This window comes from Pseudomonas sp. AC242, assembly GCF_979258655.1.
Map to the genome: position 1 here is coordinate 1,937,956 of NZ_OZ409873.1, position 24,368 is coordinate 1,962,323.

21 protein-coding genes are annotated in these 24,368 nt (G+C 60.2%); 10 read left to right on the forward strand and 11 right to left on the reverse strand.

The window, feature by feature from the left end; genetic code table 11:
* The 6 genes from ACZZ0A_RS08950 to ACZZ0A_RS08975 all read right to left on the reverse strand — a co-directional run bounded on the left by ACZZ0A_RS08950 (position 1) and on the right by ACZZ0A_RS08975 (position 4,763).
* Positions 1 to 753: a GntR family transcriptional regulator gene (locus ACZZ0A_RS08950; RefSeq protein WP_007918001.1), complete on the reverse strand. Its 753-nt coding sequence runs from the start codon at positions 751 to 753 to the stop codon at positions 1 to 3.
* Positions 754 to 795: 42 nt separating this feature from the next.
* Positions 796 to 1,200 carry a carboxymuconolactone decarboxylase family protein gene (locus ACZZ0A_RS08955; protein ID WP_008088075.1) on the reverse strand — a complete coding sequence of 135 codons (405 nt, stop codon included), beginning with the start codon at positions 1,198 to 1,200 and terminating at the stop codon, positions 796 to 798.
* Between the two features lie 131 nt (positions 1,201 to 1,331).
* The gene (locus ACZZ0A_RS08960; protein WP_463542890.1) at positions 1,332 to 1,817 is read right to left on the reverse strand and encodes a flavin reductase family protein; all 486 of its coding nucleotides are present in this window, start codon (positions 1,815 to 1,817) and stop codon (positions 1,332 to 1,334) included.
* 12 nt (positions 1,818 to 1,829) lie between these two features.
* The gene (locus ACZZ0A_RS08965; protein ID WP_463542891.1) at positions 1,830 to 3,311 is read right to left on the reverse strand and encodes an aldehyde dehydrogenase; all 1,482 of its coding nucleotides are present in this window, start codon (positions 3,309 to 3,311) and stop codon (positions 1,830 to 1,832) included.
* Complete coding sequence (locus ACZZ0A_RS08970; RefSeq protein ID WP_463542892.1) at positions 3,308 to 4,141, reverse strand: alpha/beta fold hydrolase; 834 nt, start codon at positions 4,139 to 4,141, stop codon at positions 3,308 to 3,310. The genes ACZZ0A_RS08965 and ACZZ0A_RS08970 overlap by 4 nt, the downstream gene beginning before the upstream one ends.
* Before the next feature lie 31 nt (positions 4,142 to 4,172).
* Positions 4,173 to 4,763, reverse strand: a complete 591-nt coding sequence (locus tag ACZZ0A_RS08975) for an amino acid synthesis family protein (RefSeq protein WP_007917992.1) — start codon at positions 4,761 to 4,763, stop codon at positions 4,173 to 4,175.
* A 439-nt stretch (positions 4,764 to 5,202) separates the two neighbouring features.
* On the opposite strand from ACZZ0A_RS08975, the gene ACZZ0A_RS08980 reads away from it, so the two are divergent.
* Entirely contained in the window at positions 5,203 to 6,246 is a 1,044-nt protein-coding gene (locus tag ACZZ0A_RS08980; protein WP_463542893.1) for a WD40/YVTN/BNR-like repeat-containing protein, read from the forward strand.
* Positions 6,243 to 8,627 (forward strand): efflux RND transporter permease subunit, encoded by a 2,385-nt coding sequence (locus tag ACZZ0A_RS08985; protein WP_095111456.1) that lies wholly within the window; start codon positions 6,243 to 6,245, stop codon positions 8,625 to 8,627. Before ACZZ0A_RS08980 ends, ACZZ0A_RS08985 begins: the two co-directional genes overlap by 4 nt.
* Positions 8,628 to 8,888: 261 nt before the next feature.
* On the opposite strand, the gene ACZZ0A_RS08990 is transcribed toward ACZZ0A_RS08985, so the two are convergent.
* Both ACZZ0A_RS08990 and ACZZ0A_RS08995 read right to left on the reverse strand, forming a co-directional pair.
* Positions 8,889 to 9,608 carry a FadR/GntR family transcriptional regulator gene (locus ACZZ0A_RS08990; protein WP_064392969.1) on the reverse strand — a complete coding sequence of 240 codons (720 nt, stop codon included), beginning with the start codon at positions 9,606 to 9,608 and terminating at the stop codon, positions 8,889 to 8,891.
* Positions 9,609 to 9,761: 153 nt separating this feature from the next.
* On the reverse strand, positions 9,762 to 11,498 hold the full coding sequence (locus ACZZ0A_RS08995; RefSeq protein WP_007917984.1) for an IlvD/Edd family dehydratase: 1,737 nt from the start codon (positions 11,496 to 11,498) through the stop codon (positions 9,762 to 9,764).
* Between the two features lie 193 nt (positions 11,499 to 11,691).
* On the opposite strand from ACZZ0A_RS08995, the gene ACZZ0A_RS09000 reads away from it, so the two are divergent.
* From ACZZ0A_RS09000 to ACZZ0A_RS09035, 8 genes are all read left to right on the forward strand, one after another.
* The gene (locus ACZZ0A_RS09000) at positions 11,692 to 13,014 is read left to right on the forward strand and encodes an MFS transporter (RefSeq protein ID WP_007917982.1); all 1,323 of its coding nucleotides are present in this window, start codon (positions 11,692 to 11,694) and stop codon (positions 13,012 to 13,014) included.
* Positions 13,015 to 13,172: 158 nt separating this feature from the next.
* Positions 13,173 to 14,165: an AraD1 family protein gene (gene araD1 / locus ACZZ0A_RS09005; RefSeq protein WP_414893992.1), complete on the forward strand. Its 993-nt coding sequence runs from the start codon at positions 13,173 to 13,175 to the stop codon at positions 14,163 to 14,165.
* A gap of 9 nt (positions 14,166 to 14,174) precedes the next feature.
* A complete protein-coding gene (locus ACZZ0A_RS09010; RefSeq protein ID WP_463542894.1) occupies positions 14,175 to 15,755 on the forward strand; it encodes an aldehyde dehydrogenase (NADP(+)) in 1,581 nt (526 codons plus the stop codon).
* 248 nt (positions 15,756 to 16,003) lie between these two features.
* Positions 16,004 to 16,315: a DUF5629 family protein gene (locus ACZZ0A_RS09015; RefSeq protein WP_007917971.1), complete on the forward strand. Its 312-nt coding sequence runs from the start codon at positions 16,004 to 16,006 to the stop codon at positions 16,313 to 16,315.
* Positions 16,302 to 17,519, forward strand: coding sequence for a lactonase family protein (locus tag ACZZ0A_RS09020; RefSeq protein WP_463542895.1), 1,218 nt, complete (start codon positions 16,302 to 16,304; stop codon positions 17,517 to 17,519). The genes ACZZ0A_RS09015 and ACZZ0A_RS09020 overlap by 14 nt, the downstream gene beginning before the upstream one ends.
* A 115-nt stretch (positions 17,520 to 17,634) precedes the next feature.
* Positions 17,635 to 17,814, forward strand: coding sequence for a hypothetical protein (locus ACZZ0A_RS09025; RefSeq protein WP_007917967.1), 180 nt, complete (start codon positions 17,635 to 17,637; stop codon positions 17,812 to 17,814).
* Positions 17,815 to 18,187: 373 nt separating this feature from the next.
* Positions 18,188 to 18,400 carry a hypothetical protein gene (locus ACZZ0A_RS09030; RefSeq protein ID WP_007916539.1) on the forward strand — a complete coding sequence of 71 codons (213 nt, stop codon included), beginning with the start codon at positions 18,188 to 18,190 and terminating at the stop codon, positions 18,398 to 18,400.
* Positions 18,397 to 18,654 carry a hypothetical protein gene (locus tag ACZZ0A_RS09035; RefSeq protein WP_007916537.1) on the forward strand — a complete coding sequence of 86 codons (258 nt, stop codon included), beginning with the start codon at positions 18,397 to 18,399 and terminating at the stop codon, positions 18,652 to 18,654. The genes ACZZ0A_RS09030 and ACZZ0A_RS09035 overlap by 4 nt, the downstream gene beginning before the upstream one ends.
* A 134-nt stretch (positions 18,655 to 18,788) precedes the next feature.
* Here the strand turns inward: ACZZ0A_RS09035 and ACZZ0A_RS09040 are convergent, their stop codons facing one another.
* From ACZZ0A_RS09040 to ACZZ0A_RS09050, 3 genes are read right to left on the reverse strand one after another with little or no spacing between them, the layout of a single operon-like run.
* The gene (locus tag ACZZ0A_RS09040; RefSeq protein ID WP_463542896.1) at positions 18,789 to 19,373 is read right to left on the reverse strand and encodes a glutathione S-transferase; all 585 of its coding nucleotides are present in this window, start codon (positions 19,371 to 19,373) and stop codon (positions 18,789 to 18,791) included.
* Positions 19,370 to 23,011, reverse strand: coding sequence for an SbcC/MukB-like Walker B domain-containing protein (locus ACZZ0A_RS09045; RefSeq protein WP_463542897.1), 3,642 nt, complete (start codon positions 23,009 to 23,011; stop codon positions 19,370 to 19,372). The genes ACZZ0A_RS09040 and ACZZ0A_RS09045 overlap by 4 nt, the downstream gene beginning before the upstream one ends.
* Entirely contained in the window at positions 23,008 to 24,252 is a 1,245-nt protein-coding gene (locus ACZZ0A_RS09050) for an exonuclease SbcCD subunit D C-terminal domain-containing protein (protein ID WP_007916530.1), read from the reverse strand. Before ACZZ0A_RS09050 ends, ACZZ0A_RS09045 begins: the two co-directional genes overlap by 4 nt.
* Positions 24,253 to 24,368: the final 116 nt, after the last annotated feature.

The following is a 24,368-nucleotide window of genomic DNA, read 5'->3' on the forward strand; positions in this document are numbered from 1 at the left end:
TCAGTGACCTATACGGGGTTCTTTCAGCGCGATCGGCAGGGTCATGGCCGGGGTTGCGCCGGTCTCTTCCTGCTTGCGCTTGAGATAGTCGAGCGCTACCGCAGCGGCAGCGCGAACGTGATCAACACAGGCCTGATGCGCCACCAGCGGATCACCGCTCTTGATCGCTTCGACCATTTTCTCCATTTCCTGATTACTCGCGCCGCGCCGGTTTTCCTGCGACACCGAAGTCGCACGCAGGTAGCTGATGCGTGCCTGCAACTGACGCAACTGAGTCGCCGCCACGTGGTTGCCCGAGCCTTCGAGCAGCACGTCGTAGAAACCTTGCACCGAGTCGATCACCTGTTGCAGTTCGCCGTCCTTGAGCGCCTTGCGGTTCTCGTCGAGGGCTTTTTCCAGGGCTTTGATGTCCTTGGCTTTGGCGCGCAGGGTGAACAACTGCACGATCAAACCTTCCAGCACACAACGCAACTCGTAGATATCGACGGCATCGGCGAGGGTGATGATCGCCACGCGCGGGCCTTTCGCATCGGCGAACTCGACCAGACCTTCGGATTCGAGGTGACGCAGGGCTTCGCGAACCGATGTGCGGCTAACGCCCAGGCGATCGCACAGATCGCGTTCGACCAGACGATCGCCGGGCATGAGCTGGAAATTCATGATCGCGCTACGCAGTTTATCCAGCACGATTTCGCGCAGAGTAACGGGGTTGCGATTGACCTTGAAGCTGTCGTCGAGTGGCTGGCGTTTCATGGGGTCCGCTCTTTCGGTTGGCTGTCCATGCCAGACGGGCATCTAAACAGCCGAGGGGTTAACTGGGGCTTCGGCGTCGGCTTCGGCAAAGGCTTCACGGGCCAGCCGGAAACTGTCCACGGCCGCCGGAACGCCGCAATAAATGCCGACCTGAAGCAGAATTTCGCGTATTTGCTCACGACTCAGGCCGTTACGCAAGGCGCCACGCACATGCAGCTTGAGTTCGTGCGGACGGTTGAGCGCCGAGATCATCGCCAGGTTGATCATGCTGCGCTCCTTGAGCGACAACCCCTCGCGCCCCCAGACATGGCCCCAGCAGTATTCGGTGACCATTTCCTGCAGCGGACGGGTGAAGTCGTCGGCGTTCTCGATAGAACGCTGGACGTAGGCTTCGCCGAGTACCTGAGTGCGGATTTTCAGGCCTTTTTCGTACTTTTCGTTACTCATATTCTTTGCCTCACCTCAATCCCTGTGGGAGCTGGCTTGCCAGCGATAGCGGACTATCAGCCAACATCAATGTTGAATGTTAAGCCCTCATCGCTGGCAAGCCAGCTCCCACAGGGTTCTGCATTGTCGCTTCAGGCCAGTGTCGGCAACGGCCCGAGCTTGCCTTTGTGGTAAATCATCGGCGTCACCGGTTGCGCCGGCAGGATCAGGTTCTTCACCGCGCCAACAATGATCGCGTGATCACCACCATCGTATTCCCGCCACAACTCGCACTCGATGATCGCCGTGGCCTTGGCCAGAATCGGGTTACCCAACTCGCTCAAATGCCACTCGATGTCCTTGGCCTTGTCCTTGCCTTTACCAGCAAACGCATAGGCCTCAGCCGTCTGGTCGGCGGACAGCAAATGGATCGCGAACTTCCTGCTGTCACGCAGCACCGGGTAGGTGTCGGAAGCATAATTGGGGCAGAACAGCACCAGCGCCGGGTCAATCGACAGCGCGCTGAAGGCGCTGGCGGTGATGCCGACGATGCCGCCGTCCGGGTCGAGGGTGGTGACCACCGTGACGCCGGACGGGAACGAGCTCATGACGTCTTTGTAAATGCCGGGTTCGATCATTTCGCAGGACTCCTAGCGCATCACAAACGGATCAGGCATTGGCGCCTGAGAAAGGTTGATCCACACCGTTTTCAGTTCGGTGTAGGCCAGCACCGAATCGATGCCGCTTTCGCGTCCATAGCCACTGTTCTTGAAGCCGCCGATCGGTGCCATCGCTGACACCGCACGGTAAGTGTTGACCCAGATAATTCCCGAGCGAACATCGCGGGCGAGGCGATGGGCGCGACCGAGATCGCGAGTCCAGATGCCAGCGGCGAGGCCGAACTGCGAGTCGTTGGCGATCGCCAGTGCCTCGGCTTCATCTTTGAAGCGAATCACCGACGCCACCGGGCCGAAGACTTCTTCCTGCATGATCTTCATCGAATTGCGGTCGCATTCGAACAGCGTCGGCTCATAGAACCAGCCTTCGCCAAGATCGGTTGGGCGCTTGCCACCGGTACGCAAACGCGCGCCCTCGGCGATGGCATCCGCGACCAGGCCTTCAACCACCGCCAGTTGCTGCGCGGTGGCCATCGGGCCCATTTCACTGTCGTCTTCTTGCGGGTTGCCGATGCGAATGCGCTGGGCGCGTTCGACCAGTCGGTTGACGAACTTGTCGTAGATTTCGTCCTGCACCAACAGCCGTGAACCGGACACGCAACTCTGCCCTGACGCCGCGTAGATCCCGGCAATCGCGCCGTTGATCGCGCTGTCCAGATCGGCGTCGGCGAAGATGATGTTCGGTGACTTGCCGCCCAGTTCCAGCGACAGCTTGGCGAAGTTCTCGGCGCTGCTGCGCACCACATGCCGCGCTGTCGCCGCGCCGCCGGTGAAGGCAATTTTGCGGATCAGCGGATGGCGGGTGAGGGCGGCGCCGGTGCTCGGGCCGTAACCGGTGACGACGTTGACCACACCCGGCGGAATCCCCGCTTCGAGGGCCAGACGCGCCAGCTCGAGAATAGTTGCCGAAGCGTGCTCTGACGGCTTGATCACAATCGTGTTGCCGGCGGCGAGGGCCGGGGCGAGCTTGATCGCTGTCAGGTACAGCGGGCTGTTCCACGGAATGATTGCGGCAACCACACCCATTGCTTCGTGCACCGTGTAGGCGAACAGATCCGGCTTGTCCAGCGGCAGGGTGCCGCCTTCAAGCTTGTCGGCAAGGCCGGCGGTGTAGTGGAAGAACTCCGGCAGATAACTGACTTGGCCACGGGTTTCGCGGATCAGCTTGCCGTTGTCGCGGCTTTCCAGCTGCGCCAGTTGTTCTTTGTTTTCGGCGATCAAGTCGCCGAGACGGCGCAGCAGTTTGCCGCGAGCAGTGGCGGTCAGGCCGCGCCACGCCGGGCTGTCGAAAGCAGTCTGTGCCGATTGCACGGCGCGTTCGACATCCGCTTCATCAGCGTCAGGCAATTCGGCCCAGGCTAGCGCGGTGGCCGGGTTGAGGCTTTCGAAGGTCTTGCCGGAGAGGGCGTCGACCCATTCTCCGCCGATGCACATCTGGAAGCGTGCGAGTGTCATGCAACGATCCCCTTTATATGGTTTTGTCGGGAGTGTGCGAATTCGAGAAATTCCAGCAGCGTCTGATTGACCAGACGCGGCGACTCTACGGGCATCATATGCCGTTGCTCAGACAGCACGGCAACCTTCGCACCGGGGATGCGTCGGGCCAGTTGCTCGGCCATTTCCGGGGTCGAACCCGGATCCAGTTCACCGGTGGCGATCAGCGTCGGCGCCTGAATGCTGCCCAGGTCGTCGGCGCGGTACATGTCTTGGGTGGCGAACAATTCGTAGGTGGTCAGATAGCCTTGCGGATCATTGCCGGCCAGGGTCTGGCGGATCGCAGCGATCTGCGCCGGATTGGCCGCCTGATATTCGCGGCTGAACCAGCGTGACAGCGCCGCTTCGGCATTGGCGTCCGGGCCATGTTCGGCGGCTTGCGCGGTGCGAGCGATGACGCCGGCACGCTGTTCTTCACTGCGGTTGAACACGCTGTTCAACACCACCAGGCTTTGCAGGCGCTCCGGGTAATGCAGGGCAAAGGCCCGCGCGACCAGACCGCCCATGGAGAAACCGATCACCGCTGCCTGTTGCAGATTCAGATGATCGAGCAGCTCCAGCAACTGATCGGCGTAACCGAGCAGGGCGGTGCCGCTGGCCGGTCGCGGGCTCGCGCCATGGCCGAGCATGTCGTAGGCGATCACCCGGTACTGGCTGGACAGGCCGACAATCTGCCCGCCCCACATTTCTTTGTTCAGGCCCACGCCGTGGATCAAAACCACGGGCTGGCCTTGGCCGGTCGCCAGGTAACTGGTGCCAGCCGGGGTGAGTTCAGCGGTGAGCCGAATCATGGAGCGCTCCTGCAGTGCCTTTTTATTGTGATTACTGGGCTTTTTCGGCAGCCAGTTCTTCCAGATCGATGTAGCGGTTACCGATGCGCGGGTGCAGGCGACCACCGTCGGCGCAACCCAGCACGACGACGATTTCGTCGGCGCGCGGCGCGTCTTCGATCTGCATTTCCAGAGTGATGTAGTGCGAACGCTGACCTTCGTCGTCCTTGTGCATCATCGGGATCTGAATCGAGGTGCCCGGGCCGCCGCGCTTGTTGGTGAAGCTCAGGTAGCTCTTGGCGTTGACGGCTTCGCGGTAGTGGTTGCCGAAGCGCAGGGTGTGGATCACGGCGGAGGCGTGTTCGATCTCGCCATCAGCACCGACCACAGCGGCTTTGCCGTAGGCCTCGATCTTCTCGGCACCGCCGATGATGCCGACCAGACGCTCAACCATCAGTGCGCCGAGGTCAGAGCAGTTGGCGCGGATCTGCGGCTTGAGGTCTTCCACGAAACCGTTGCCCACCCAAGGGTTTTTCATCACCACGGCGAGGCCGACCATGGTCACTGGCTTGTCGGTGGCCTTGCCGCCTTCGATGAAGGTTTCTTCGACATAGCTGACGATCTTGCGAATTTCGAAACTCATGAGCTGCTCCGTTGAGGGATTGAGAGTGCCTGTGCGTCTGATGGTATACCATAATACCAATCGTGCAAGTCCCCCCGGTAACTTTTGCCGCATCACCCCGGCGAATGGTCATGTATTCAAATCCCAAAGCCCCCACGACCCCCTGTAGGAGTGAGCCTGCTCGTGATAGCGGTGTGTCAGTCAATGAATTCTTACCTGATACACCGCTATCACGAGCAGGCTCACTCCTACAGGGTGAAATTCGTCAGCAATGCGGTTAACAAAAGATAACGTGGCGCCGATTGTCAGACGTTTCGAAAGCCCGATAGGATGAGCCAGCTTCCGAAGTGGCTCTGGATTGCGGGTTTCAGGTCTATGCTTCTGACCAGCCATCAGCGGAGCACACTTGCGGCGCCCTTGAAGGCCAGATGGCCTAACAATAATAAATAGGGGAAGGTCTATGAGTCGTTGCCGCCCGCCGGCGTTACGCAACACCGCGTTGCTGGCCACAGCACTCTCTCTGCTGGGCTTTGCCACGTTATCGGCACCTGTGTTTGCCGCCGAGGCCCCGGCTGACGTGGTCTATGCCACCGAATCTGCGAAAGCCGCGAAAAGTCTGATTCTCGATGTCGTCCACGCTGGCGCGCGCCTGGTCGCGGTCGGCGATCGTGGGCACATACTCTATTCCGATGACCAGGGCAAAACCTGGACCCAGGCCAAAGTGCCGACCCGGCAACTGCTGACCGCTGTGTACTTTGTCGACGACAAGCACGGCTGGGCGGTCGGCCACGACGCGCAAATCCTCGCCAGCGCAGACGGCGGTCTGACCTGGACCAAGCAATTCGAAGACCTCAAGCGTGAGTCGCCGCTGCTCGACGTCTGGTTCAAGGACGTCAACAGTGGCCTCGCTGTGGGCGCGTACGGCGCGCTGCTGGAAACCACCGACGGCGGCAAGAACTGGGAAGACGTCAGCGACCGCCTCGACAACGAAGATCAATTCCACCTTAACGCCATCGCGGCGGTGAAGGACGCCGGGCTGTTCATCGTTGGCGAGTCGGGCAGCATGTTTCGCTCCGCCGACGACGGTCAGACCTGGGAAAAACTCGAAGGCCCGTACGAAGGTTCGCTCTTCGGCGTGATCGGCACGGCCCAACCGCAGACCCTGCTGGCCTACGGCTTGCGCGGCAACCTCTACCGCTCCACCGATTTCGGCAGCACCTGGGAGCAGGTCGAACTGAAAGCTGCGCGCGGTGCGCTGGAGTTCGGCCTGTCCGGTGCGACGCTGCTCGAAGATGGCTCGATCGTCATCGTCGGCAACGGCGGTTCGGTGATCAGCAGCAGCGACAACGGCGAAACCTTCAGCGTGTTCAACCGTCCGGACCGCATCTCGCTGTCATCGGTCACCGCTGCCGGCGATGGCAACTTGATTCTGAGCGGGCAGGGTGGGCTTCACACCACGCAGCCAAACGGTGCCGAGATCAATAACAAGAAGGCGGGGCTATGACTTCCTTGATCACTCCTCAGCAGGACAAGGCGACGTTTCTTGAGCGCCTGATTTTCAACAACCGCCCGGCCGTGATCCTGATCTGTCTGGTGGTGAGCATTTTCCTGTTCTGGCAGGCCACGCTGATCCGGCCGTCGACCAGTTTCGAAAAAATGATCCCGCTCAAGCATCCCTTCATCGAAAAGATGATGGAGCACCGCAACGATCTGGCGAACCTGGGCAACACCGTGCGGATTTCGGTGGAGGCCAAGGACGGCGACATCTTCTCCAAGGAGTACATGGAGACCCTGCGCCAGATCAACGACGAGGTGTTCTACATCTCCGGCGTTGACCGTTCCGGGCTGAAGTCGCTGTGGAGTCCGAGCGTACGCTGGACCGAAGTGACCGAAGAGGGTTTTGCCGGCGGTGAAGTGATCCCGCAGAGCTACAACGGCTCGCAGGACAGCCTCGATCTGCTGCGCAACAACGTGCTCAAGTCCGGCCAGGTCGGGCGTCTGGTGGCCAACGACTTCAAGTCGAGCATCGTCGACATCCCGCTGCTGGAGTCCTACCCGGACCCGGAAGACCAGGGCAAGTTGCTCGCGCTGGACTACCGCAAGTTCTCCCATGAACTCGAAGACAAGATCCGCAACAAGTTCGAAGCGCAGAACCCCAACGTCAAAATCCACATCGTCGGTTTCGCCAAGAAGGTCGGCGACCTGATCGATGGTCTGGTGATGGTCGTGCTGTTCTTCGGCATCGCCTTCGTCATTACCCTGATTCTGCTGCTGTGGTTCACCAACTGCGTACGCAGCACCATTGCGGTGTTGAGCACGACGCTGGTGGCGGTGGTCTGGCAGCTCGGTCTGATGCACTTCTTTGGCTTCGGGCTCGATCCGTATTCGATGCTGGTGCCATTCCTGATCTTCGCCATCGGTATTTCCCACGGCGTGCAGAAGATCAACGGTATCGCCCTGCAATCCAGTGAGGCCGACAACGCGCTGACCGCAGCGCGCCGCACCTTCCGGCAACTGTTCCTGCCGGGGATGATCGCGATTCTGGCGGATGCGGTGGGTTTCATCACGCTGTTGATCATCGATATCGGCGTGATCCGTGAACTGGCCATCGGCGCCTCCATCGGCGTGGCGGTGATCGTCTTCACCAACCTGATTCTGCTGCCGGTGGCGATTTCCTATGTCGGCATCAGCAAGCGCGCGATTGCCAAGAGCAAGAAAGACGCGAACCGCGAACATCCGTTCTGGCGGCTGCTGTCGAATTTCGCCAATCCGAAAGTCGCACGCATTTCGGTGGTGCTGGCGCTGATCGCCTTCGGTGGCGGCCTCTGGTACAGCCAGAACCTGAAAATCGGCGACCTCGATCAGGGCGCACCGGAACTGCGTCCGGACTCGCGCTACAACAAGGACAACAACTTCATCATCAGCAATTACTCCACCAGCTCTGACGTACTGGTGGTGATGGTCAAGACCAAAGCCGAAGGCTGTTCGCGTTATGAAGCCATGGCGCCGATCGATCAGTTGATGTGGAAGATGCAGAACACCGAGGGCGTGCAGTCGGCGATCTCGCTGGTGACCGTGTCCAAGCAGATGATCAAGGGCATGAACGAGGGCAACCTGAAATGGGAAACCCTGTCGCGCAACCCGGACGTGCTGAACAACTCGATTGCCCGTGCCGATGGCTTGTACAACAACAGTTGCTCGCTGGCGCCGGTGCTGGTGTTCCTCAACGATCACAAGGCCGAAACCCTCGATCGTGCGGTGCACGCGGTGCAGGAATTTGCCCAGGAAAATAACAAGGACGGCCTGGAATTCATCCTTGCTGCCGGTAACGCCGGGATCGAAGCGGCCACCAACGAAGTCATCAAACAGGCTGAGCTGACTATCCTGGTTCTGGTGTACATCTGCGTGGCGGTGATGTGCATGATCACCTTCCGTTCGTGGGCGGCGACCCTGTGCATCGTCCTGCCGCTGGTGCTGACCTCGGTTCTCGGCAACGCGCTGATGGCGTTCATGGGCATCGGCGTGAAAGTCGCAACGTTGCCAGTGGTGGCGCTGGGTGTGGGGATTGGTGTCGACTACGGCATCTACATCTACAGCCGTCTGGAAAGTTTCCTGCGCGCCGGCCTGCCGCTGCAGGAAGCCTATTACCAGACGCTGAAATCCACCGGTAAAGCGGTGCTGTTCACCGGCCTGTGCCTGGCGATCGGCGTGTGCACCTGGATCTTCTCGGCGATCAAGTTCCAGGCCGACATGGGTCTGATGCTGACCTTCATGCTGCTGTGGAACATGTTCGGTGCGCTGTGGCTGCTGCCGGCACTGGCGAAGTTCCTGATCAAGCCGGAGAAACTGGCGGGGCAGAAGGGTAATTCGCTGTTTGCGCATTGATCTGAAGGGCTGAAACGACAAAGCCGCAACCTTTGGGTTGCGGCTTTTTTGTGGCTGAAGATCAAGAGCCCCTCACCCTAACCCTCTCCCCGAGGGAGAGGGGACTGACCGAGTGGTGCGGCTTGATACATCGACCTGAAGCACCGAGTTGATTATGGATTCACAGCAAATCGTTCAAGTCGGCGTAAATCTCGAATATCCCCCAATCGGTCCCCTCTACCTCTGGGAGAGGGCTAGGGTGAGGGCAGAGGATCTCAAGCGTTAAGTGAGTTCAGCGCCAAGCACAACACTCAACGCACTACGCGCATCATCCAACTGCACCAACGTCGCATGCCGAGCACCCAGGGCATCACGATTTTCAATGGCGGTCAAAATCGCCTTATGCCGAGGCAATGCCAATTCATGCAGATTCGGCCGCTGATTCGAATGCTTCAACGCCTCGGCAATCGCCACCGACAACATATTGCACAGGTTCGCCAGCAAATCATTGTGCGTCGCATCAGCAATCCGGCTATGAAAATCCAGATCCGGTTGCAACAAAGCCTCCGGCGTCGGCGCCGCTTCCATGCGCTGATACGCCTCGCCAATCGCGGCAATATCAGCCTCGGTCGCATGTTGAGCGGCGAGGGCGGCAGCCGCCGGTTCGATAATGCTGCGCACACTGGTCAGCACATTGAAGAATTCATTCTGCGGGCTGCTTTGCATCAACCAGTGCAGCACGTCCGGGTCGAGCATGTGCCACTCGCGGCGCGCTTTGACCACCGTGCCGACGCGTGGCTTGGAATACACCAGACCTTTGGCTACCAATACCCGTGTGGCTTCACGCAATACCGGCCGGCTGACCGCGTACTCCTCGCAGAGCAAGGCTTCGGCGGGCAGTTTGTCGTCGGGCAAAAAGCGTCCGGAGACTATCTGCATGCCCAGTTCCTGGACGATGCGCGAGTGCATGCTTTTACGGTCGGAGGGTTTGCGGTAATCCATGGGGAGTGGCGCGATCCTGAGCGATGGAGATGCCGCGCATCATAGCAGGCACCAGACAATCTTGAGGCGGGTAATGATCGTTCCCACGCGGAGCGTGGGAACGATCAAATGCATTCCAATGTAGGAGCTGCCGAAGGCTGCGATCTTTTGATTTTAATGGGAATGGCGCGGCACTTCAGCCCCTCGGCAACCGACAAGGAAATCGAAGTCACAGCCCTGATCCGCCTGCAGCACATGGTCGATGTACAGCTGACGATAGCCGCCCACCAACAACTGCTGCGGTGGCTGCAGATCCGCCATGCGCGCCGCCAGTTCGGCATCCGGAATATCCAGGTGCAAACGCCCGGTGGCGCAATCCAGCTCGATCCAGTCGCCTTCCTTCACTGTCGCCAAAGGCCCGCCGGCCGCCGCTTCCGGCGCCACGTGCAAAACTACGGTGCCATACGCCGTGCCGCTCATCCGTGCATCGGAAATGCGCACCATGTCCGTCACACCCTGCGCCAGCAACTTGGCCGGCAAACCCATGTTGCCGACTTCGGCCATGCCCGGATAACCCTTCGGCCCGCAGTTCTTCATCACCAGAATCGAATCCTTATCGACATCCAGTTCCGGATCGTTGATCCGCGCCTTGTACATGTCGAAGTTTTCAAACACCACCGCACGGCCGCGATGCTGCATCAATTCCGGGGTCGCGGCAGATGGCTTGAGCACCGCACCCAGTGGCGCCAGATTGCCGCGCAATACGCAGATACCACCGTCGGCGCGAATCGGATTGTCGAGGGTGCGGATCACTTCGTCTTCGCCATAGATCGGCGCGTCCTTGGTGTTCTCGCCGATCGACTTGCCGTTCACCGTCAGTGCATTCGGGTTAGGGATCAGATTGGCCTCACCGAGACGACGCAGCACCGCTGGCAAACCACCGGCGTAATAGAACTCTTCCATCAGAAAACGCCCCGACGGTTGCAGGTCGACAATGGTCGGCATGCCGCGCCCGATGCGGGTCCAGTCGTCCAGATCCAGTTCAACACCGATGCGCCCGGCGATGGCTTTCAAGTGAATCACCGCGTTGGTCGAACCACCGATGGCAGCGTTGACCCGGATAGCATTCTCGAAGGCTTCTTTAGTGAGGATCTTCGACAGTTTCAGATCTTCGCGAACCATCTCCACCGCACGCATGCCGGACATGTGCGCCAACACATAACGCCGCGCATCCACCGCCGGGATCGCCGCGTTGTGCGGCAGCGAAGTGCCGAGTGCTTCAGCCATGCAAGCCATGGTCGATGCGGTGCCCATGGTGTTGCAGGTGCCCGCCGAACGCGACATGCCGCCCTCGGCTGCAAGGAAATCGTCGATCGTGATGGTGCCGGCCTTGACCTGTTCGCTGAGCTGCCAGACCACCGTGCCCGAGCCGATGTCCTTGCCCTTGTGCTTGCCGTTGAGCATCGGCCCGCCGGTCACAACAATCGCTGGCACATCGCAACTCGCCGCGCCCATCAGCAGCGCTGGAGTGGTTTTGTCGCAACCGGTCAACAGCACCACGCCGTCGATCGGATTGCCGCGAATCGCTTCTTCAACGTCCATGCTCGCCAAGTTGCGGGTGAGCATGGCGGTCGGACGCAGGTTCGATTCGCCGTTGGAGAACACCGGGAATTCCACTGGAAAACCGCCAGCCTCGATCACCCCGCGTTTGACGTGCTCCGCGATCTGGCGGAAGTGCGCGTTGCACGGGGTCAGTTCCGACCAAGTGTTGCAGATGCCGATGATCGGCTTGCCGTGAAACTGGTGGTCGGCGATGCCCTGATTCTTCATCCAGCTGCGGTACATGAAGCCGTTCTTGTCGGCCGTGCCAAACCATTGGGCGGAGCGCAGGGTGGGTTTCTTATCAGACATGATCGATTCTCTTATTGTATGACTATAGTGTTCCAGCTACGGCTTAATCTAAGCGCAAAATCCTAGGTTTGGAAGTGTTGTTGGTGAATTAGTATTACTATATAGTCGTTTTCGACGGAGGGATGGCCCTGACGGTTTTCCGTGAGAGGCGTCCCCCGAGGTTCTATAAAAACAACAATCGGAGACCGATCTCATGAGCCAGGAACTGCGGCTGATACGGCGCATTACGCTGAAACTGATTCCCTTCCTGATCCTGCTGTACCTGATCGCCTATGTGGATCGCTCCGCCGTCGGCTTCGCCAAGCTGCACATGGGCGCCGACATCGGCATCGGCGATGCGGCTTACGGCCTCGGCGCCGGGCTGTTCTTCATTGGTTACTTCCTTTTCGAAATCCCCAGCAACCTGATGCTCGAACGCTTCGGTGCGCGGCGCTGGTTTGCGCGGATCATGATCACCTGGGGCGCGATCACCATCGGCATGGCCTTCGTCCAGGGCCCGCACAGTTTCTACGTCATGCGCTTTCTGCTCGGCGCGGCCGAGGCGGGGTTCTTCCCTGGCGTTCTCTACTACATCACCCAATGGTTCCCGGTGCGCCATCGCGGCAAGATCCTCGGGCTGTTCATCCTCTCCCAACCGATCGCGATGATGATCACCGGTCCGGTGTCCGGCGGTTTGCTCGGCATGGATGGCGTCCTCGGGCTGCACGGCTGGCAGTGGCTGTTCATCGTCATCGGCACTCCGGCGATCCTGCTGACCTGGCCGGTGTTGCGCTGGTTGCCGGATGGCCCGCAGCAGGTGAAATGGATGGATCAGGCCGAGAAAGACTGGCTGACCGGTGAGCTGAAAAAGGATCTGCAGGAATACGGCCAGACCCGTCACGGCAATCCGCTGCATGCGCTGAAAGACAAACGCGTGTTGCTGCTGGCGCTGTTTTATCTGCCGGTGACGTTGAGCATTTATGGTCTCGGTCTATGGTTACCGACGCTGATCAAACAGTTTGGCGGCAGCGATCTGGTCACCGGCTTCGTCTCATCGGTGCCGTACATCTTCGGCATCATCGGCTTGCTGATCGTACCGCGCAGTTCTGACCGCTTGAATGATCGCTACGGGCATCTGGCCGTGCTTTATGTGCTGGGCGCGATTGGCCTGTTCCTCAGTGCCTGGTTGTCGTTGCCGGTGGCGCAACTGGCGGCGCTGTGTCTGGTGGCGTTCGCGCTGTTTTCCTGCACGGCGGTGTTCTGGACCTTGCCGGGGCGCTTCTTTGCCGGCGCGAGTGCGGCGGCGGGGATTGCTCTGATCAATTCGGTGGGAAATCTTGGCGGGTACATCGGGCCGTTTGTGATTGGGGCGTTGAAGGAGTACACCGGCAACCTCGCGTCCGGCCTGTATTTTCTCTCGGGGGTGATGGTGTTTGGCTTGATTCTGACCGGCATCGTCTACCGCGTGCTGGAGCGCAAACACGTGCTCCCGGTTGACCAATTCGCAGCAAGTGCACGCGGTGCCACCCGTACCTGACCCCCGCTATCAATCACCAAGGAACCTGTGGGAGCTGGCTTGCCAGCGATGACGGCGGCACATTCAACATTGATGTGTCAGACAGATTGCCATCGCTGGCAAGCCAGCTCCCACAGGGTTTTGCAGTGTTTTGAAGTTTTGTATACAGGAGAGGACATATGCATCTGGTTCAATTCGAATTAAGCAACCGCGAACGCCGCGTCGGCGTGGTCGACAACGGTCTGGTGCGCGAAGTGCAAGACGCGCGTTCCGTGCGCGATCTGGCCCTGGCCGCCATCGAGGCCGGCAACACCCTGAAGCAGCAAGTGCAAACCCTCGGCCTCGGCATCAGCCACGATTACGCCGAGCTGCTCGCACAACTGCGCGTGCTGCCGCCCCTCGATCACCCGGACCCGGCGCACATGCTGATCAGCGGCACCGGCCTGACGCATCTTGGCAGTGCCTCGGCGCGGGACAAAATGCACCAGCAGGCCGGCGATGAAGCGGCGATGACCGACACCATGCGCATCTTCAAATGGGGCGTGGAGGGCGGCAAACCGGCGGCGGGGCAGGCCGGTGTGCAACCGGAATGGTTCTACAAGGGCGACGGCAGCATCGTCGTTCGCCCCGGTCAACCCTTCCCGGTGCCGCCGTTTGCCGAAGACGCCGGCGAAGAACCAGAAATGGCCGGTTTGTACATCATTGGCCACGACGGCAAGCCTTACCGTCTCGGTTTTGCGGTGGGCAACGAGTTCTCCGACCATGTCATGGAACGCAAGAATTACCTGTACCTCGCCCACTCGAAATTGCGCAGTTGCAGTTATGGCCCGGAACTTCGCACCGGTGAACTGCCTCAACATCTGGCCGGCACCAGTCGCATCCTGCGTGACGGCGAAGTGCTCTGGCAGAACGAGTTTCTCAGTGGCGAGGCGAACATGTGCCACAGCCTCGCCAACCTCGAATACCACCACTTCAAATACAGTCAGTTCCTGCGTCCCGGTGACGTGCACATTCACTTTTTCGGCACCGCGACCCTGTCGTTCGCCGATGGCATCCGCACCCAGCCGGGCGACGTTTTTGAAATCAGCCAGGCCGAATTCGGCGCGCCACTGCTCAACGGCATCGTCCCGGTCCCAGCGGTTTATGAACCGGACAGCATCGGCACCCTTTAAGGAGATCCCATGACTCAGATTCTCGGTCACAACTACATCGGTGGTCAGCGCAGCGCCGCTGGCGACGTCAAACTGCAATCGGTCGACGCAACCACGGGCGAACAATTGCCGCACGATTTCATTCAGGCCACGGTTGAAGAAGTCGACGCTGCAGCCAAAGCTGCCGCTGCCGCCTACCCCGCTTATCGCAGCCTTAGCGCCGAACGCCGCGCGCAGTTTCTCGATGCGATTGCTGATGAGCTGGATGCGCTCGGTGATGACTTCGTCGCTGTGGTCTGCCGCGAAACCGCGTTGCCGGCCGGACGTATTCAAGGCGAGCGCGGACGCACCAGCGGGCAGATGCGTCTGTTCGCCAAAGTCCTGCGCCGAGGTGATTTCTACGGTGCGCGCATTGATCTGCCGTTAGCGGATCGCCAGCCGTTGCCGCGCCCGGATTTGCGTCAATACCGCATCGGCCTAGGCCCTGTCGCAGTGTTCGGCGCGAGCAATTTCCCGCTGGCTTTTTCTACGGCTGGCGGCGATACCGCTTCGGCACTCGCCGCCGGTTGCCCGGTGGTGTTCAAGGCTCACAGCGGCCACATGGCGACAGCGGAACTGGTTGCCGATGCGCTGATCCGCGCTGCCGAAAAAACCGCGATGCCGGCCGGCGTATTCAATATGATCTACGGCGGTGGCGTCGGCGAATGGCTGGTCAAGCATCCGGCAATTCAGGCAGTGGGTTTCACCGGTTCGCTCAAGGGCGGTCGCGCTCTCTGTGACATGGCCGCTGCGCGCCCGCAACCGATCCCGGTGTTCGCCGAGATGTCGAGCATCAACCCGGTGATCGTTCTGCCGCAAGCCCTTGCCGAGCGTTCGGAAACCGTTGCTCGTGACCTCACTGCATCTGTGGTGCAGGGCTGCGGTCAGTTCTGTACCAATCCCGGTCTGGTGATCGGTATTCGTTCGCCGCAGTTCAGCGCGTTCGTGCAGCAAGTCGCTGGTTTGATCGGTGATCAACCGGCGCAAACCATGCTCAACGCCGGCACCCTCGGCAGCTACGGCAAAGGCTTGCAGAAGCTGTTGGCACACGCAGGTATTGAACATCTGGCGGGTAATCCACAGCAGGGTAATCAGGCGCAACCGCAATTGTTCAAGGCCGATGCGAGCCTGTTGATCGATGGCGATGAAGTGCTACAGGAAGAAGTGTTCGGTCCGACCACGGTGATTATCGAAGTGGCGGACAAGGCGCAACTCAGCGCCGCACTGCATGGCCTGCACGGGCAACTGACTGCGACGATCATTGGCGAGCAGGCGGATTTCGAACGTTTCCCTGAGCTGACGCCGTTGCTGGAGCAGAAGGTCGGGCGGATCCTGCTCAACGGTTATCCGACCGGTGTCGAGGTCTGTGATTCGATGGTGCACGGCGGGCCGTATCCGGCGACGTCCGATGCCCGTGGCACGTCGGTGGGCACGCTGGCCATCGACCGTTTCCTGCGCCCGGTATGCTTCCAGAACTACCCGGACAGCTTGTTGCCCGAGCCACTGAAAAACGCCAACCCGCTGCGCATCCAGCGCCTGGTTGATGGCAAACCTAGCCGCGAAGCCCTCTGAAAAACACCCCTGTAGGAGCTGCCGAAGGCTGCGATCCTTTGATCTTTTTTTTGATCGTTCCCACGCTCTGCGTGGGAATGCCTCTAGGGACGCTCTGCGTCCAGTGACGGAGCGTCACGGGCTGCATTCCCACGCTGAGCGTGGGAACGATCAGACATCAAAAGATCGCAGCCTTCGGCAGCTCCTACAGGGGGAGTGTGCTTCTTGAGCTATCATTGCCGATTTCCCCCCTGAAAGACTTTACTGCCATGACTGCCCAAACCCTTCTCAACGCCCTCGAACACTGCGGTATGGTCGAAATCGACGGCCTGCACGCCTTCGAATTCGCCCTCGACGAAGATGACAACCTGCACATCGAATGCATCGATGGCCGAGCGGCCAAGCATTGGGAATTCACTCCGGCTCAGGTTGCAGCGGCAACATTTGATGACTCACTGCAAAGCTGGCTGATCGTCGGTTATTTCAATGAGACCAAAGCGATCGGCGAACACCGCCTGGTCTGCCATGGCGACGTAGTCAGCAGCAGCGATGATGAGGAAGAATCTGATGAAAATGCGTAAATTCTGGCCGCTGCTGATGGCCGGCAGCGTCGGCGCCATGGGGGTGTCCACGGCCTCTGCCGAGAACTTCCAGTTGCTGGTCGGCTCCTACACCGCCGGCACCAGCCAGGGCATCTATCGCATGAACTTCGACAGTGCCACCGGCCAGATCGCCGCCAAGCCGCTGCAAGTGGTCAAGAGCGAAAACCCGTCATGGCTGACCCTGTCCAAAGACCAGAAACGTCTGTTCGTGGTCAACGAAAACGGCCCGGGTCAGAAGGACCCGGTTGGCCGTGTCAGCAGCTATTCGATTGATCCGAAAACCCACGCCCTGAACCTGATCAGTCAAGTGCAGAGCCTGGGCAATGAGCCGACCCATTCGAGCCTCAGCGGTGACGCTAGCCACCTGTTCGTCAGCAACTATTCGGTGGTGGAAGACCCGGGCGGCACGCTGGCGGTATTGCCGGTCGGTGCCGACGGAAAACTCAAACCGGTGGTGCAGATGAGCGCGCACCCGGCCAGCCGGGTCAATCCTGAGCGCCAGGCCTCCAACCACGTGCACTCGACGGTTTCCTCGCCGGACGGTCGCTACGTGTTCTCCAACGACCTGGGTGCGGACAAAGTCTTCATCTACCAATTCGACCCGAAAGCCAACCCGGAACTGCCGTTGACCCCGGCGAAAACCGCCTCGGTCGCCATGCCCGCCGGCAGCGGCCCACGTCATTTGCTGTTCAGCGCCGATGGCAAACACGCCTGGCTGAGCATGGAAATGAGCGCACAGGTTGCGGTGTTCGACTACAACGACGGCGTGCTGACCCAGACGCAACTGGTCGATCTGGCCGCCGGCCAGCCGACCTCGGACAAAGCCGCTGCAGCGCTGCACGCCTCGGCGGATGGCAAGTTCCTCTACGTCAGCAACCGTGGCACCGCCAATCAACTGGTGGTGTTCGCGATTGATCCGGCAACCGGCCAGCTCAAAGAGCTGCAAAAACGTTCGGTGGAAGGTGATCACCCGCGCGAATTCAGCCTCGACCCTAGTGGCAAATTCCTGCTGATCGCCAACCAGAAAAGCAACGAAATTGTCGTTGTCGAGCGTGATGGCAAGACCGGTCTGCTCGGCAAAACCGTGCAGAAACTGCCGATGGACGCGCCGAGCGACGTCAAGTTCCTGAGTGCGACAATAAGCCACAGGCCCCGGTTTGCGGGGCCTGTCTCTTTGTATTAATCGCGCTGATATCCGGTAATGCTACAAAGCATTTCAAGCGATCAACCCTCGAGCGTTAAGTTTGCTTCACGGCCCAACCGGGCAAGCAAGCCAACCGAACACGAGGGTTACCGCTATGAACTTCAATCTTTTCTCCGTGATTGCTGCTTCCGCCATCTCCGCCACCGTGGTGCTGCCAGCCAGTGCCAACGTTGAAATCAACAGCAAAAAATCCCACACCCAGAGCTACACCCAGAAATACCTGCAACAGAGCGCCAACTTCTACGCCGCCCTGGATCACAAAGCCCAACACTGAAATGCCTGCCTCGAACAACTCCCTGTAGGAGCTGCCGAAGGCTGCGATCTTTTGATCTTGTTTGATCGTTCCCACGCTCTGCGTGGGAATGCCTCTAGGGACGCTCTGCGTCCAGTGACGCGGAGCGTCACGGGCTGCATGCCCACGCAGAGCGTGGGAACGATCGGAAAAAGCAAAATCAAAAGATCGCAGCCTTCGGCAGCTCCTACATGTGTGCGTGTGTTTTTCGCAGCACGATAGGTTTCTTCAAACACGCAAATAGACTGGCTAAATAATCAACGAAGCTGATGTTTACTATGGCAAACCCTGAGTGGTTAGCGCGGCTTTTTTGATTGATTCTGTGGACATCGAAACATGCCCACGGGAGAACACCATGGCCAGCGCAATCCTTCATTCAGCCAAACGCGGCGCCTATCTGGTCATCGGTCTGTACCTGGCCGTGGTGCTGGTCGTCAGCATCGCCTCGCAGATGGAACACAGCTTCGACGCGCCGATTCAAGTCGCCCATCCCGGCGTCCAGTTCGAAGTCCGCTCGCAAAGCGTGATGGTCGATCGGGCCGAACTCGCGGGAGTCGGCGGCGCATGAAAGGCTACAGACTTTGGGTCATTGCCAGTCTGGCAATCATGACCAACGGCGCTTCATTGCTGGGAATAGGTCAAGGCTCGGTTGGAGCTCTGGCACGGGCCATAGAGGCCAATCACACCATCGCGCACAACATCGAACGGGCGAATACTCTGGGGCTGATGGCCGGCAATCCACCGGTGAAGGTCTCGGCCGATTTTCTCGGCCCGTTCGAGATAGATTGCATGGCACTCGGCATGTGCAACGCACTGGCTTGACCCTGTAGGAGTGATCGTTCCCACGCTCCGCGTGGGAACGCAGCCCCGGACGCTCCGCGTCCGATTGGAACGCAGAGCGTCCCTTGAGGCATTCCCACGCAGAGCGTGGGAACGATCAACGCAGGAAGGTAAGGTTATTTCTTCATGATCGAGGTGAACAGTTCGGATTCGAGGAAACGCTGCAACCAGGCCTGTAAGCGAACATAAGGCGTCTGCGCAAACCACTCGCGGTCAACATGGGCAAACTGGCGAACGAAGGGCAGCAGGGCGATATCCGCCAGGCTCGGATGATCGCCCAGCAAATATTCGCGACCTTCAAGCAGCTCCTCCAGCCTCTGCAAGTACAGCGCCCCCTCAGCCCGATAAATCTCCATCGGTTGCTCCGGGTAACGCTCGGCGTACTTGTAGCGATTCAAATGCACTTTGAACCCTTGATCATTCGCTTCGATCAATTCAGCAATCCGCGAGTCGCCATCAAGCAACCAATCCTGCGGATCATTCTGCGCCAACGCCCAGCGCATGATCTCCAGACTCTCATCAATCACCCGCCCACCGGCATCCAGCACCGGCACCGTGCCCTTGGGCGAGATCGCCAGCATCTCAGCCGGCTTGGCCTTGAGGCTGACCTCAATGATCTCCACCGGCACGTTCGAATAACGCAGCGCCATCCGCGCGCGCATCGCGTACGGGCAGCGGCGGAAGGAATACAGCGTGTTCATTTCACCTCCAGCGTGCTCAAACCATTGCCCTGACGCTGCACCTGAATCTGCACCGGAATCCGCTCGTGCATTTCCTGCACGTGGGAAATCACCGCCACTTTGCGGCCCTGTGCCTGCAAGCCGTCCAGCGCATCCATCGCCAGTTGCAGCGACTCTGGATCGAGGCTGCCGAAACCTTCATCGATAAACAGCGACTCGATCTTCAGCGTACTCGACGCCATTGACGCCAAGCCCAGAGCGAGGGCCAGCGACACCAGGAACGTCTCGCCGCCGGACAACGAATGCACCGAGCGCAGTTCGTCGCCCATTTCCGTGTCCATCACCAGCAAACCGAGCATGCTGCCGCCGCGTTTCAGGCGATAGCGTTTGACCAGTTGGCGCAGTTGCACGTTGGCGTGATGCACCAGCAGGTCGAGGTTGTAGGCCTGGGCGATCTTGCGGAAGGTGTCACCGGTGGCCGAGCCGATCAAGGCACTCAGGCGCGCCCAGCGTTGATACTCGGCATAGGCCGAGGCGATCTGCTGGGCCAGCGCCTGATTGGCGTTTTGCCGCCGTTGGTCTTCGGCCTGTTCGGCACGCAATTCGGCGCACTGTTGCTCGCTGAGGTTGAACTGGTTTTGCAGCTCGGCGAGGGCACTGGCGAGTTGTTCGGCATCGAGGTTGCCGTTGTGCTGCGCCTGATGATCGAGCAGACGCTGGTCACGCTCCTGCAACAACACCTTGGCTTGTTCGATGGCTTTTTCATTGTGTTGCAGACGCTGACGCAGCTCGGCGACTTGCGCGTCGTCAACTCGCAACAGGTCTTCGAGGCCACCGTCGTCCAGTTCAGGATGGCGGGCGCGCCAGTCGGCAATCTTGCCGGCCAGATCCTGCTCTTCGGTTTCCAGCGCCTGCAAACGCTCCTGCTGCGCCTTGAGCTCGGCAGCGATCTGCACAAGTTGCGTGCGCACGTTTTGCAGTTCCTGCGCGGTAGCGGTTTCGGTATTGCGCGCCTGCTCGACCGCTTGCTCAAGTTGCTGCTGCCAGTGTTCGACGCTGCTGTGTTCGCCGAGCAGTTGCGCGAGTTTCTGCTGGCAGGTGTGCTGCTGCTCGGTCAGCGCAGTGAATTGCTGTTCGACGCTGAGCAACTGCTGCGCGCGGGTCTGTTGGCGATCCTGTTCTTTCTCCAGCGTCTGTTGCCGCTGCTGTTGCTCGGTCTGTTCTTCCTTGTGCTGATCGACCTGCGCCAGGCGCTCGGCGATCTGCCGGTCAAGTTGCATGAAGGTTGCTGCCGGCTCCTGGCGCAAAGCTTCGAGGGTGTCGGCCGGCAGTAGATTGCCGAACGCGGTGAGTTCTTCGTCGAGGCGCTGACGGTCGCTGCTCAGCTCGCGCTGCTGATTGCTCAGGTGCTGCGCCGCTTGCTGATGCGCGGTTTCGGCCTGACGCAATTGCTGGGTCAGTCGCGCAGCGTCTTGTTGCAGGGTGAGCAGGGCGCTCTGGCGTTGTTCGTCCTGAGTGATGCTCTGGTTCAGTTGCTCGTTTTGCCGGGCGAGCCAGGCATCGCGCTTGTCAGCATCCTGATTGAACAACTGCGCGGACTGCGGATGCGCATCGAGGCTAGGCGCCAACGCTTGCTGCTGGGTGGCCAGTTGTTCCTGCTGTTGCAGCAATTCTTTCTGCTGAGCAATCACGCCACCGACTTCGGCGCGCAGTTCGATGAGTTTTTCCTTGAGCTGATCGACCACCTGCTGGGCGTTGGCCTGCTCGCTTTCGTCGTGGCGACCGAGGCTTTGCAGCAGCGCTTCGGGCTGATGATACGGGTGCTCGCTGCTGCCACAGACCGGGCACGGCTGATCGTCCTGCAACTGCGCGCGCAACTCTTCAACGCTGGCACTGCGCGCCAGGCGCTGGCGTTCGAGCAGCTCGCGGGTGACATTGAGGGTTTGTTCGGCGACGGTCAGCTCGGCTTTGCTTTTCACGCCGTCCTGCGTCAGGCGTTCGCGTTCCTGCTGGGCGCTGAGCTGACGCTGTTGCAACTCACTGCTGCGCTTGTCCAGATCCTGTTGCGTGGCCCATAGACGCGACAAGTCTTCGAAGGCGCGCAGTTGCTTGCGGTTGTCCTGCAGCAGCGTGCCGAGGAGACCGATCTGTTCGGCGACGGCATCGGGTTCGGCGCCAGCCTCTTTGAACAGCACTTCGAGTTGCTGTTTCTGCGTGGTCAGTTCTTCAGCGCTGCGGGTGGCGTTTTCTTCAAGGCTCGCCAGTTCGGCCTGGCCTTTGTTCAAGCGGTTGCCGATCAGCATCAGCTGTTGCAGGCGATCGCGGTAGGCATTCCACGCGTCGCTCAGCGGCGCCAGATGAGCGCTTTGCTCAAGCTCGGCGGCAATGCGCTGCAGGCGCTCGGCGACCTGCGTCTGTTTTTCCAGCAAGGCTTGAATGGCGTTCTGGCCTTCGGTGCAAGCCTGCTGCGCATTGAGCCTGGCTTCGCCACTTTGCGCGACATCTTTGGCCAGACGGGCGAGGGTGCTTTGTTCTTCAAAGGCCTGACGCAACAGCGGCGCGTTTTCACTTTGCCGTTGCTGTGCTTCGCTCAGGGCGACTTTTGCCGCGTCGAGATCCTGCTCCAGTTGCGTCTGGCGCTCAGTCAGTTCGGCGTGTTGCCGGGTGTGCGCGGCTATCTGCGCGGCCAGTGGCGTCAGCAGGGCATCGAGTTCGCTTTTGCGCGCGAACTGATGCCGTTGCGGGCCAAGCTGCTCCAGTCGCGTCAGTTTCACCTGTTCGCCGGCCAGACCTTCCGATTGCTGCTGTGCGCTGTGCAATTGCTCGGTGGCGGCCTGTTGCGCGTCCTGCAACACACGCAAATCCTTGAGCCAAGCGTGCTGCTGCTCAAGTTGTTTGAGCTGCGCCTGCTGCAACTTCATTTGCTGTTGCGCAGCATTGAAACGCTCATCCAGCTCGGCCCGGGCTTCGGGCGCTAACGGGGTCACGCCGGTAGCCTGATCCTGCAACAGCTTGTGCGCTTCGCGGGCCTCTTTGGTCTTGTCGAAGGCGCGGCGGCCGAGGCGGGTGTACAGCGCGGTATCAGTGAGTTTTTCCAGCAGCTCGCTGCGGTCGTTGTCGTCCGCCTTGAGGAATGCGCTGAACTCGCTCTGCGCCAGCAGCACGGCGCGGGTGAACTGTTCGAAGTTCAGGCCGAGCGCAGCTTCCAGTTGAGTTTTGTATTCGCCTTTCTGGCTGGCGAGCAGTTGATCCTGATCGATATCGCGCAGGCTCTGCCGGCTGGCCTGCAACTTGCCGCCGGCCTTCTCGCGGGCGCGGTTGGCCTCCCAGCGCGCCCGATAACGACGGCCATCGACACCGACGAAATCCACTTCGGCATAACCTTCGCCAGTACCGCGACGCAGCAAGGTGCGCGGGTCGCCGGTGGCGATTTCGCCGTCGGCATCCGGGACTTTGGCGTCGCGGCCAGTGTTGTTCAGACGCGGCACGGCGCCGAACAGCGCCAGGCACAAGGCGTCGAGCAAAGTACTTTTACCGGCGCCGGTCGGGCCGGTGATGGCGAACAAACCGGCACTGGCCAGCGGCTCAGCGGTGAAATCAATCTCGAACGGACCCGCCAGCGAGGCAAGGTTCTTCAAGCGAATGGCGAGAATCTTCATGGCTGCTCGCCCTCCAGTTGTACGTCTTGTAGCAGTTCGGCGAAGTCCTTCAGCGTCTGCTCATCGACTTCACTGCCGTAGTTATCGAGCCAGGCGCGGCTGAACAGTTCTTGCGGGGTGAGTTGGTCGAGTTCGATCAGCGCGCTGCCGTCCTCCGAACCGTCAGCGCCACGGTTGCCAGCGTATTCGGCGGCGATGCGCACCAACCGCACGGCTTTTCCTTGCAGGGCGCTTTCGACTTGATGACGCAGATCCGGCTGCGGTTCATCGAGGGTTACACGCACTTCCAGCCATGGCTGGCGTTGGGTTTCGGCGAGCAGATCGATGTTTGGCAGGTCGGCCAGTTGCAGCAGAATCTCGGCCAGCGGTGCCGGACCGATGCGCTGCAGGTTGACCGAGCGCGGGATCAGTTTCGGCTCGACACTGACCAAGGTTTCGCCATCAAGGGTGACGTCGAGAATCTGGTGCTGATAGCCAATCTCCGAGAACGACAATGGAATCGGCGAACCGCTGTAGCGGATGCGCTCTTCAGCGTTGACCTTCTGCGGCTTGTGCAAATGGCCGAGGGCAACATAGCTGATGCTCGGGCCGAACAGGCTGGCGGGCAGGGCCTCCGCGTTACCGATGATCAGGCTGCGCTCAGAGTCTTCCGACACTGAACCGCCGGCCATGTGCGCGTGGCTGATGGCAATCAGCGCCTGACCGGGTTTGCGCTTGGCGTTGGCCGCTTCGATCAGCCATTCGTGCACCTGACCGATGCCGCGCAAATAGTTATCGCCCAGATGTGCGCCAGTCACCTCCGCCGGGCGCAGGAACGGCAGCGCCAGGCACCATGCAGCGACTTCGCCGGTTTTATCCGGCAACGGCAGCAGCAGGCGTTCGGCATCCAGTTGGCCGTCATCCAGCCACAACACCCGCCCCAGCGCATGGGTGCGCAAACGGCGCATCAGCGGCGCGGGCAATTCGATCCGCGAGCCGGAATCGTGGTTGCCGGCAATCATCACGATGGTCAGCAACGGCTGCTGCTCGTGGGCGCTGACGATGAAGTCGTAGAGGCGTTCCTGAGCTTTGACCGGAGGATTGACGGTGTCGAAGATGTCCCCGGCGATCAGCAGTACATCCGGCTGCGCCAGTTGCAGTTGGCGCAGCAGCCATTCGAGGAAGCACGCATGCTCGAAATCGCGCTCCTGGCCGTGCAGGTTTTGCCCAAGGTGCCAGTCGGAGGTGTGGAACAGACGCAAGGTGGACTCCGCAACAATTAAATAGGTGATGGCCGCGAGGAAATGATGGGCGGCGAAAGAGGGGAGAGTTTACAGATTATTGCGGCGGGAGGGCTTGTCCGGACGGGACGTAGCCG

What these genes read in the sequence shown, in the direction of transcription:
- ACZZ0A_RS08970 (WP_463542892.1), bottom strand. Translation starts at nt 4,141, where the DNA reads ATGATTCGGCTCACCGCTGAACTCACCCCGGCTGGCACCAGTTACCTG.
- ACZZ0A_RS09000 (WP_007917982.1), top strand. Translation starts at nt 11,692, where the DNA reads ATGAGCCAGGAACTGCGGCTGATACGGCGCATTACGCTGAAACTGATT.
- ACZZ0A_RS09040 (WP_463542896.1), bottom strand. Translation starts at nt 19,373, where the DNA reads ATGAACACGCTGTATTCCTTCCGCCGCTGCCCGTACGCGATGCGCGCG.
- ACZZ0A_RS08980 (WP_463542893.1), top strand. Translation starts at nt 5,203, where the DNA reads ATGAGTCGTTGCCGCCCGCCGGCGTTACGCAACACCGCGTTGCTGGCC.
- ACZZ0A_RS09045 (WP_463542897.1), bottom strand. Translation starts at nt 23,011, where the DNA reads ATGAAGATTCTCGCCATTCGCTTGAAGAACCTTGCCTCGCTGGCGGGT.
- ACZZ0A_RS09030 (WP_007916539.1), top strand. Translation starts at nt 18,188, where the DNA reads ATGGCCAGCGCAATCCTTCATTCAGCCAAACGCGGCGCCTATCTGGTC.
- ACZZ0A_RS08965 (WP_463542891.1), bottom strand. Translation starts at nt 3,311, where the DNA reads ATGACACTCGCACGCTTCCAGATGTGCATCGGCGGAGAATGGGTCGAC.
- ACZZ0A_RS08985 (WP_095111456.1), top strand. Translation starts at nt 6,243, where the DNA reads ATGACTTCCTTGATCACTCCTCAGCAGGACAAGGCGACGTTTCTTGAG.
- ACZZ0A_RS08950 (WP_007918001.1), bottom strand. Translation starts at nt 753, where the DNA reads ATGAAACGCCAGCCACTCGACGACAGCTTCAAGGTCAATCGCAACCCC.
- ACZZ0A_RS09010 (WP_463542894.1), top strand. Translation starts at nt 14,175, where the DNA reads ATGACTCAGATTCTCGGTCACAACTACATCGGTGGTCAGCGCAGCGCC.
- ACZZ0A_RS09025 (WP_007917967.1), top strand. Translation starts at nt 17,635, where the DNA reads ATGAACTTCAATCTTTTCTCCGTGATTGCTGCTTCCGCCATCTCCGCC.
- ACZZ0A_RS09020 (WP_463542895.1), top strand. Translation starts at nt 16,302, where the DNA reads ATGAAAATGCGTAAATTCTGGCCGCTGCTGATGGCCGGCAGCGTCGGC.
- ACZZ0A_RS08955 (WP_008088075.1), bottom strand. Translation starts at nt 1,200, where the DNA reads ATGAGTAACGAAAAGTACGAAAAAGGCCTGAAAATCCGCACTCAGGTA.
- ACZZ0A_RS08960 (WP_463542890.1), bottom strand. Translation starts at nt 1,817, where the DNA reads ATGATCGAACCCGGCATTTACAAAGACGTCATGAGCTCGTTCCCGTCC.
- ACZZ0A_RS08975 (WP_007917992.1), bottom strand. Translation starts at nt 4,763, where the DNA reads ATGAGTTTCGAAATTCGCAAGATCGTCAGCTATGTCGAAGAAACCTTC.
- ACZZ0A_RS09035 (WP_007916537.1), top strand. Translation starts at nt 18,397, where the DNA reads ATGAAAGGCTACAGACTTTGGGTCATTGCCAGTCTGGCAATCATGACC.
- ACZZ0A_RS08995 (WP_007917984.1), bottom strand. Translation starts at nt 11,498, where the DNA reads ATGTCTGATAAGAAACCCACCCTGCGCTCCGCCCAATGGTTTGGCACG.
- ACZZ0A_RS09015 (WP_007917971.1), top strand. Translation starts at nt 16,004, where the DNA reads ATGACTGCCCAAACCCTTCTCAACGCCCTCGAACACTGCGGTATGGTC.
- ACZZ0A_RS08990 (WP_064392969.1), bottom strand. Translation starts at nt 9,608, where the DNA reads ATGGATTACCGCAAACCCTCCGACCGTAAAAGCATGCACTCGCGCATC.
- araD1 (WP_414893992.1), top strand. Translation starts at nt 13,173, where the DNA reads ATGCATCTGGTTCAATTCGAATTAAGCAACCGCGAACGCCGCGTCGGC.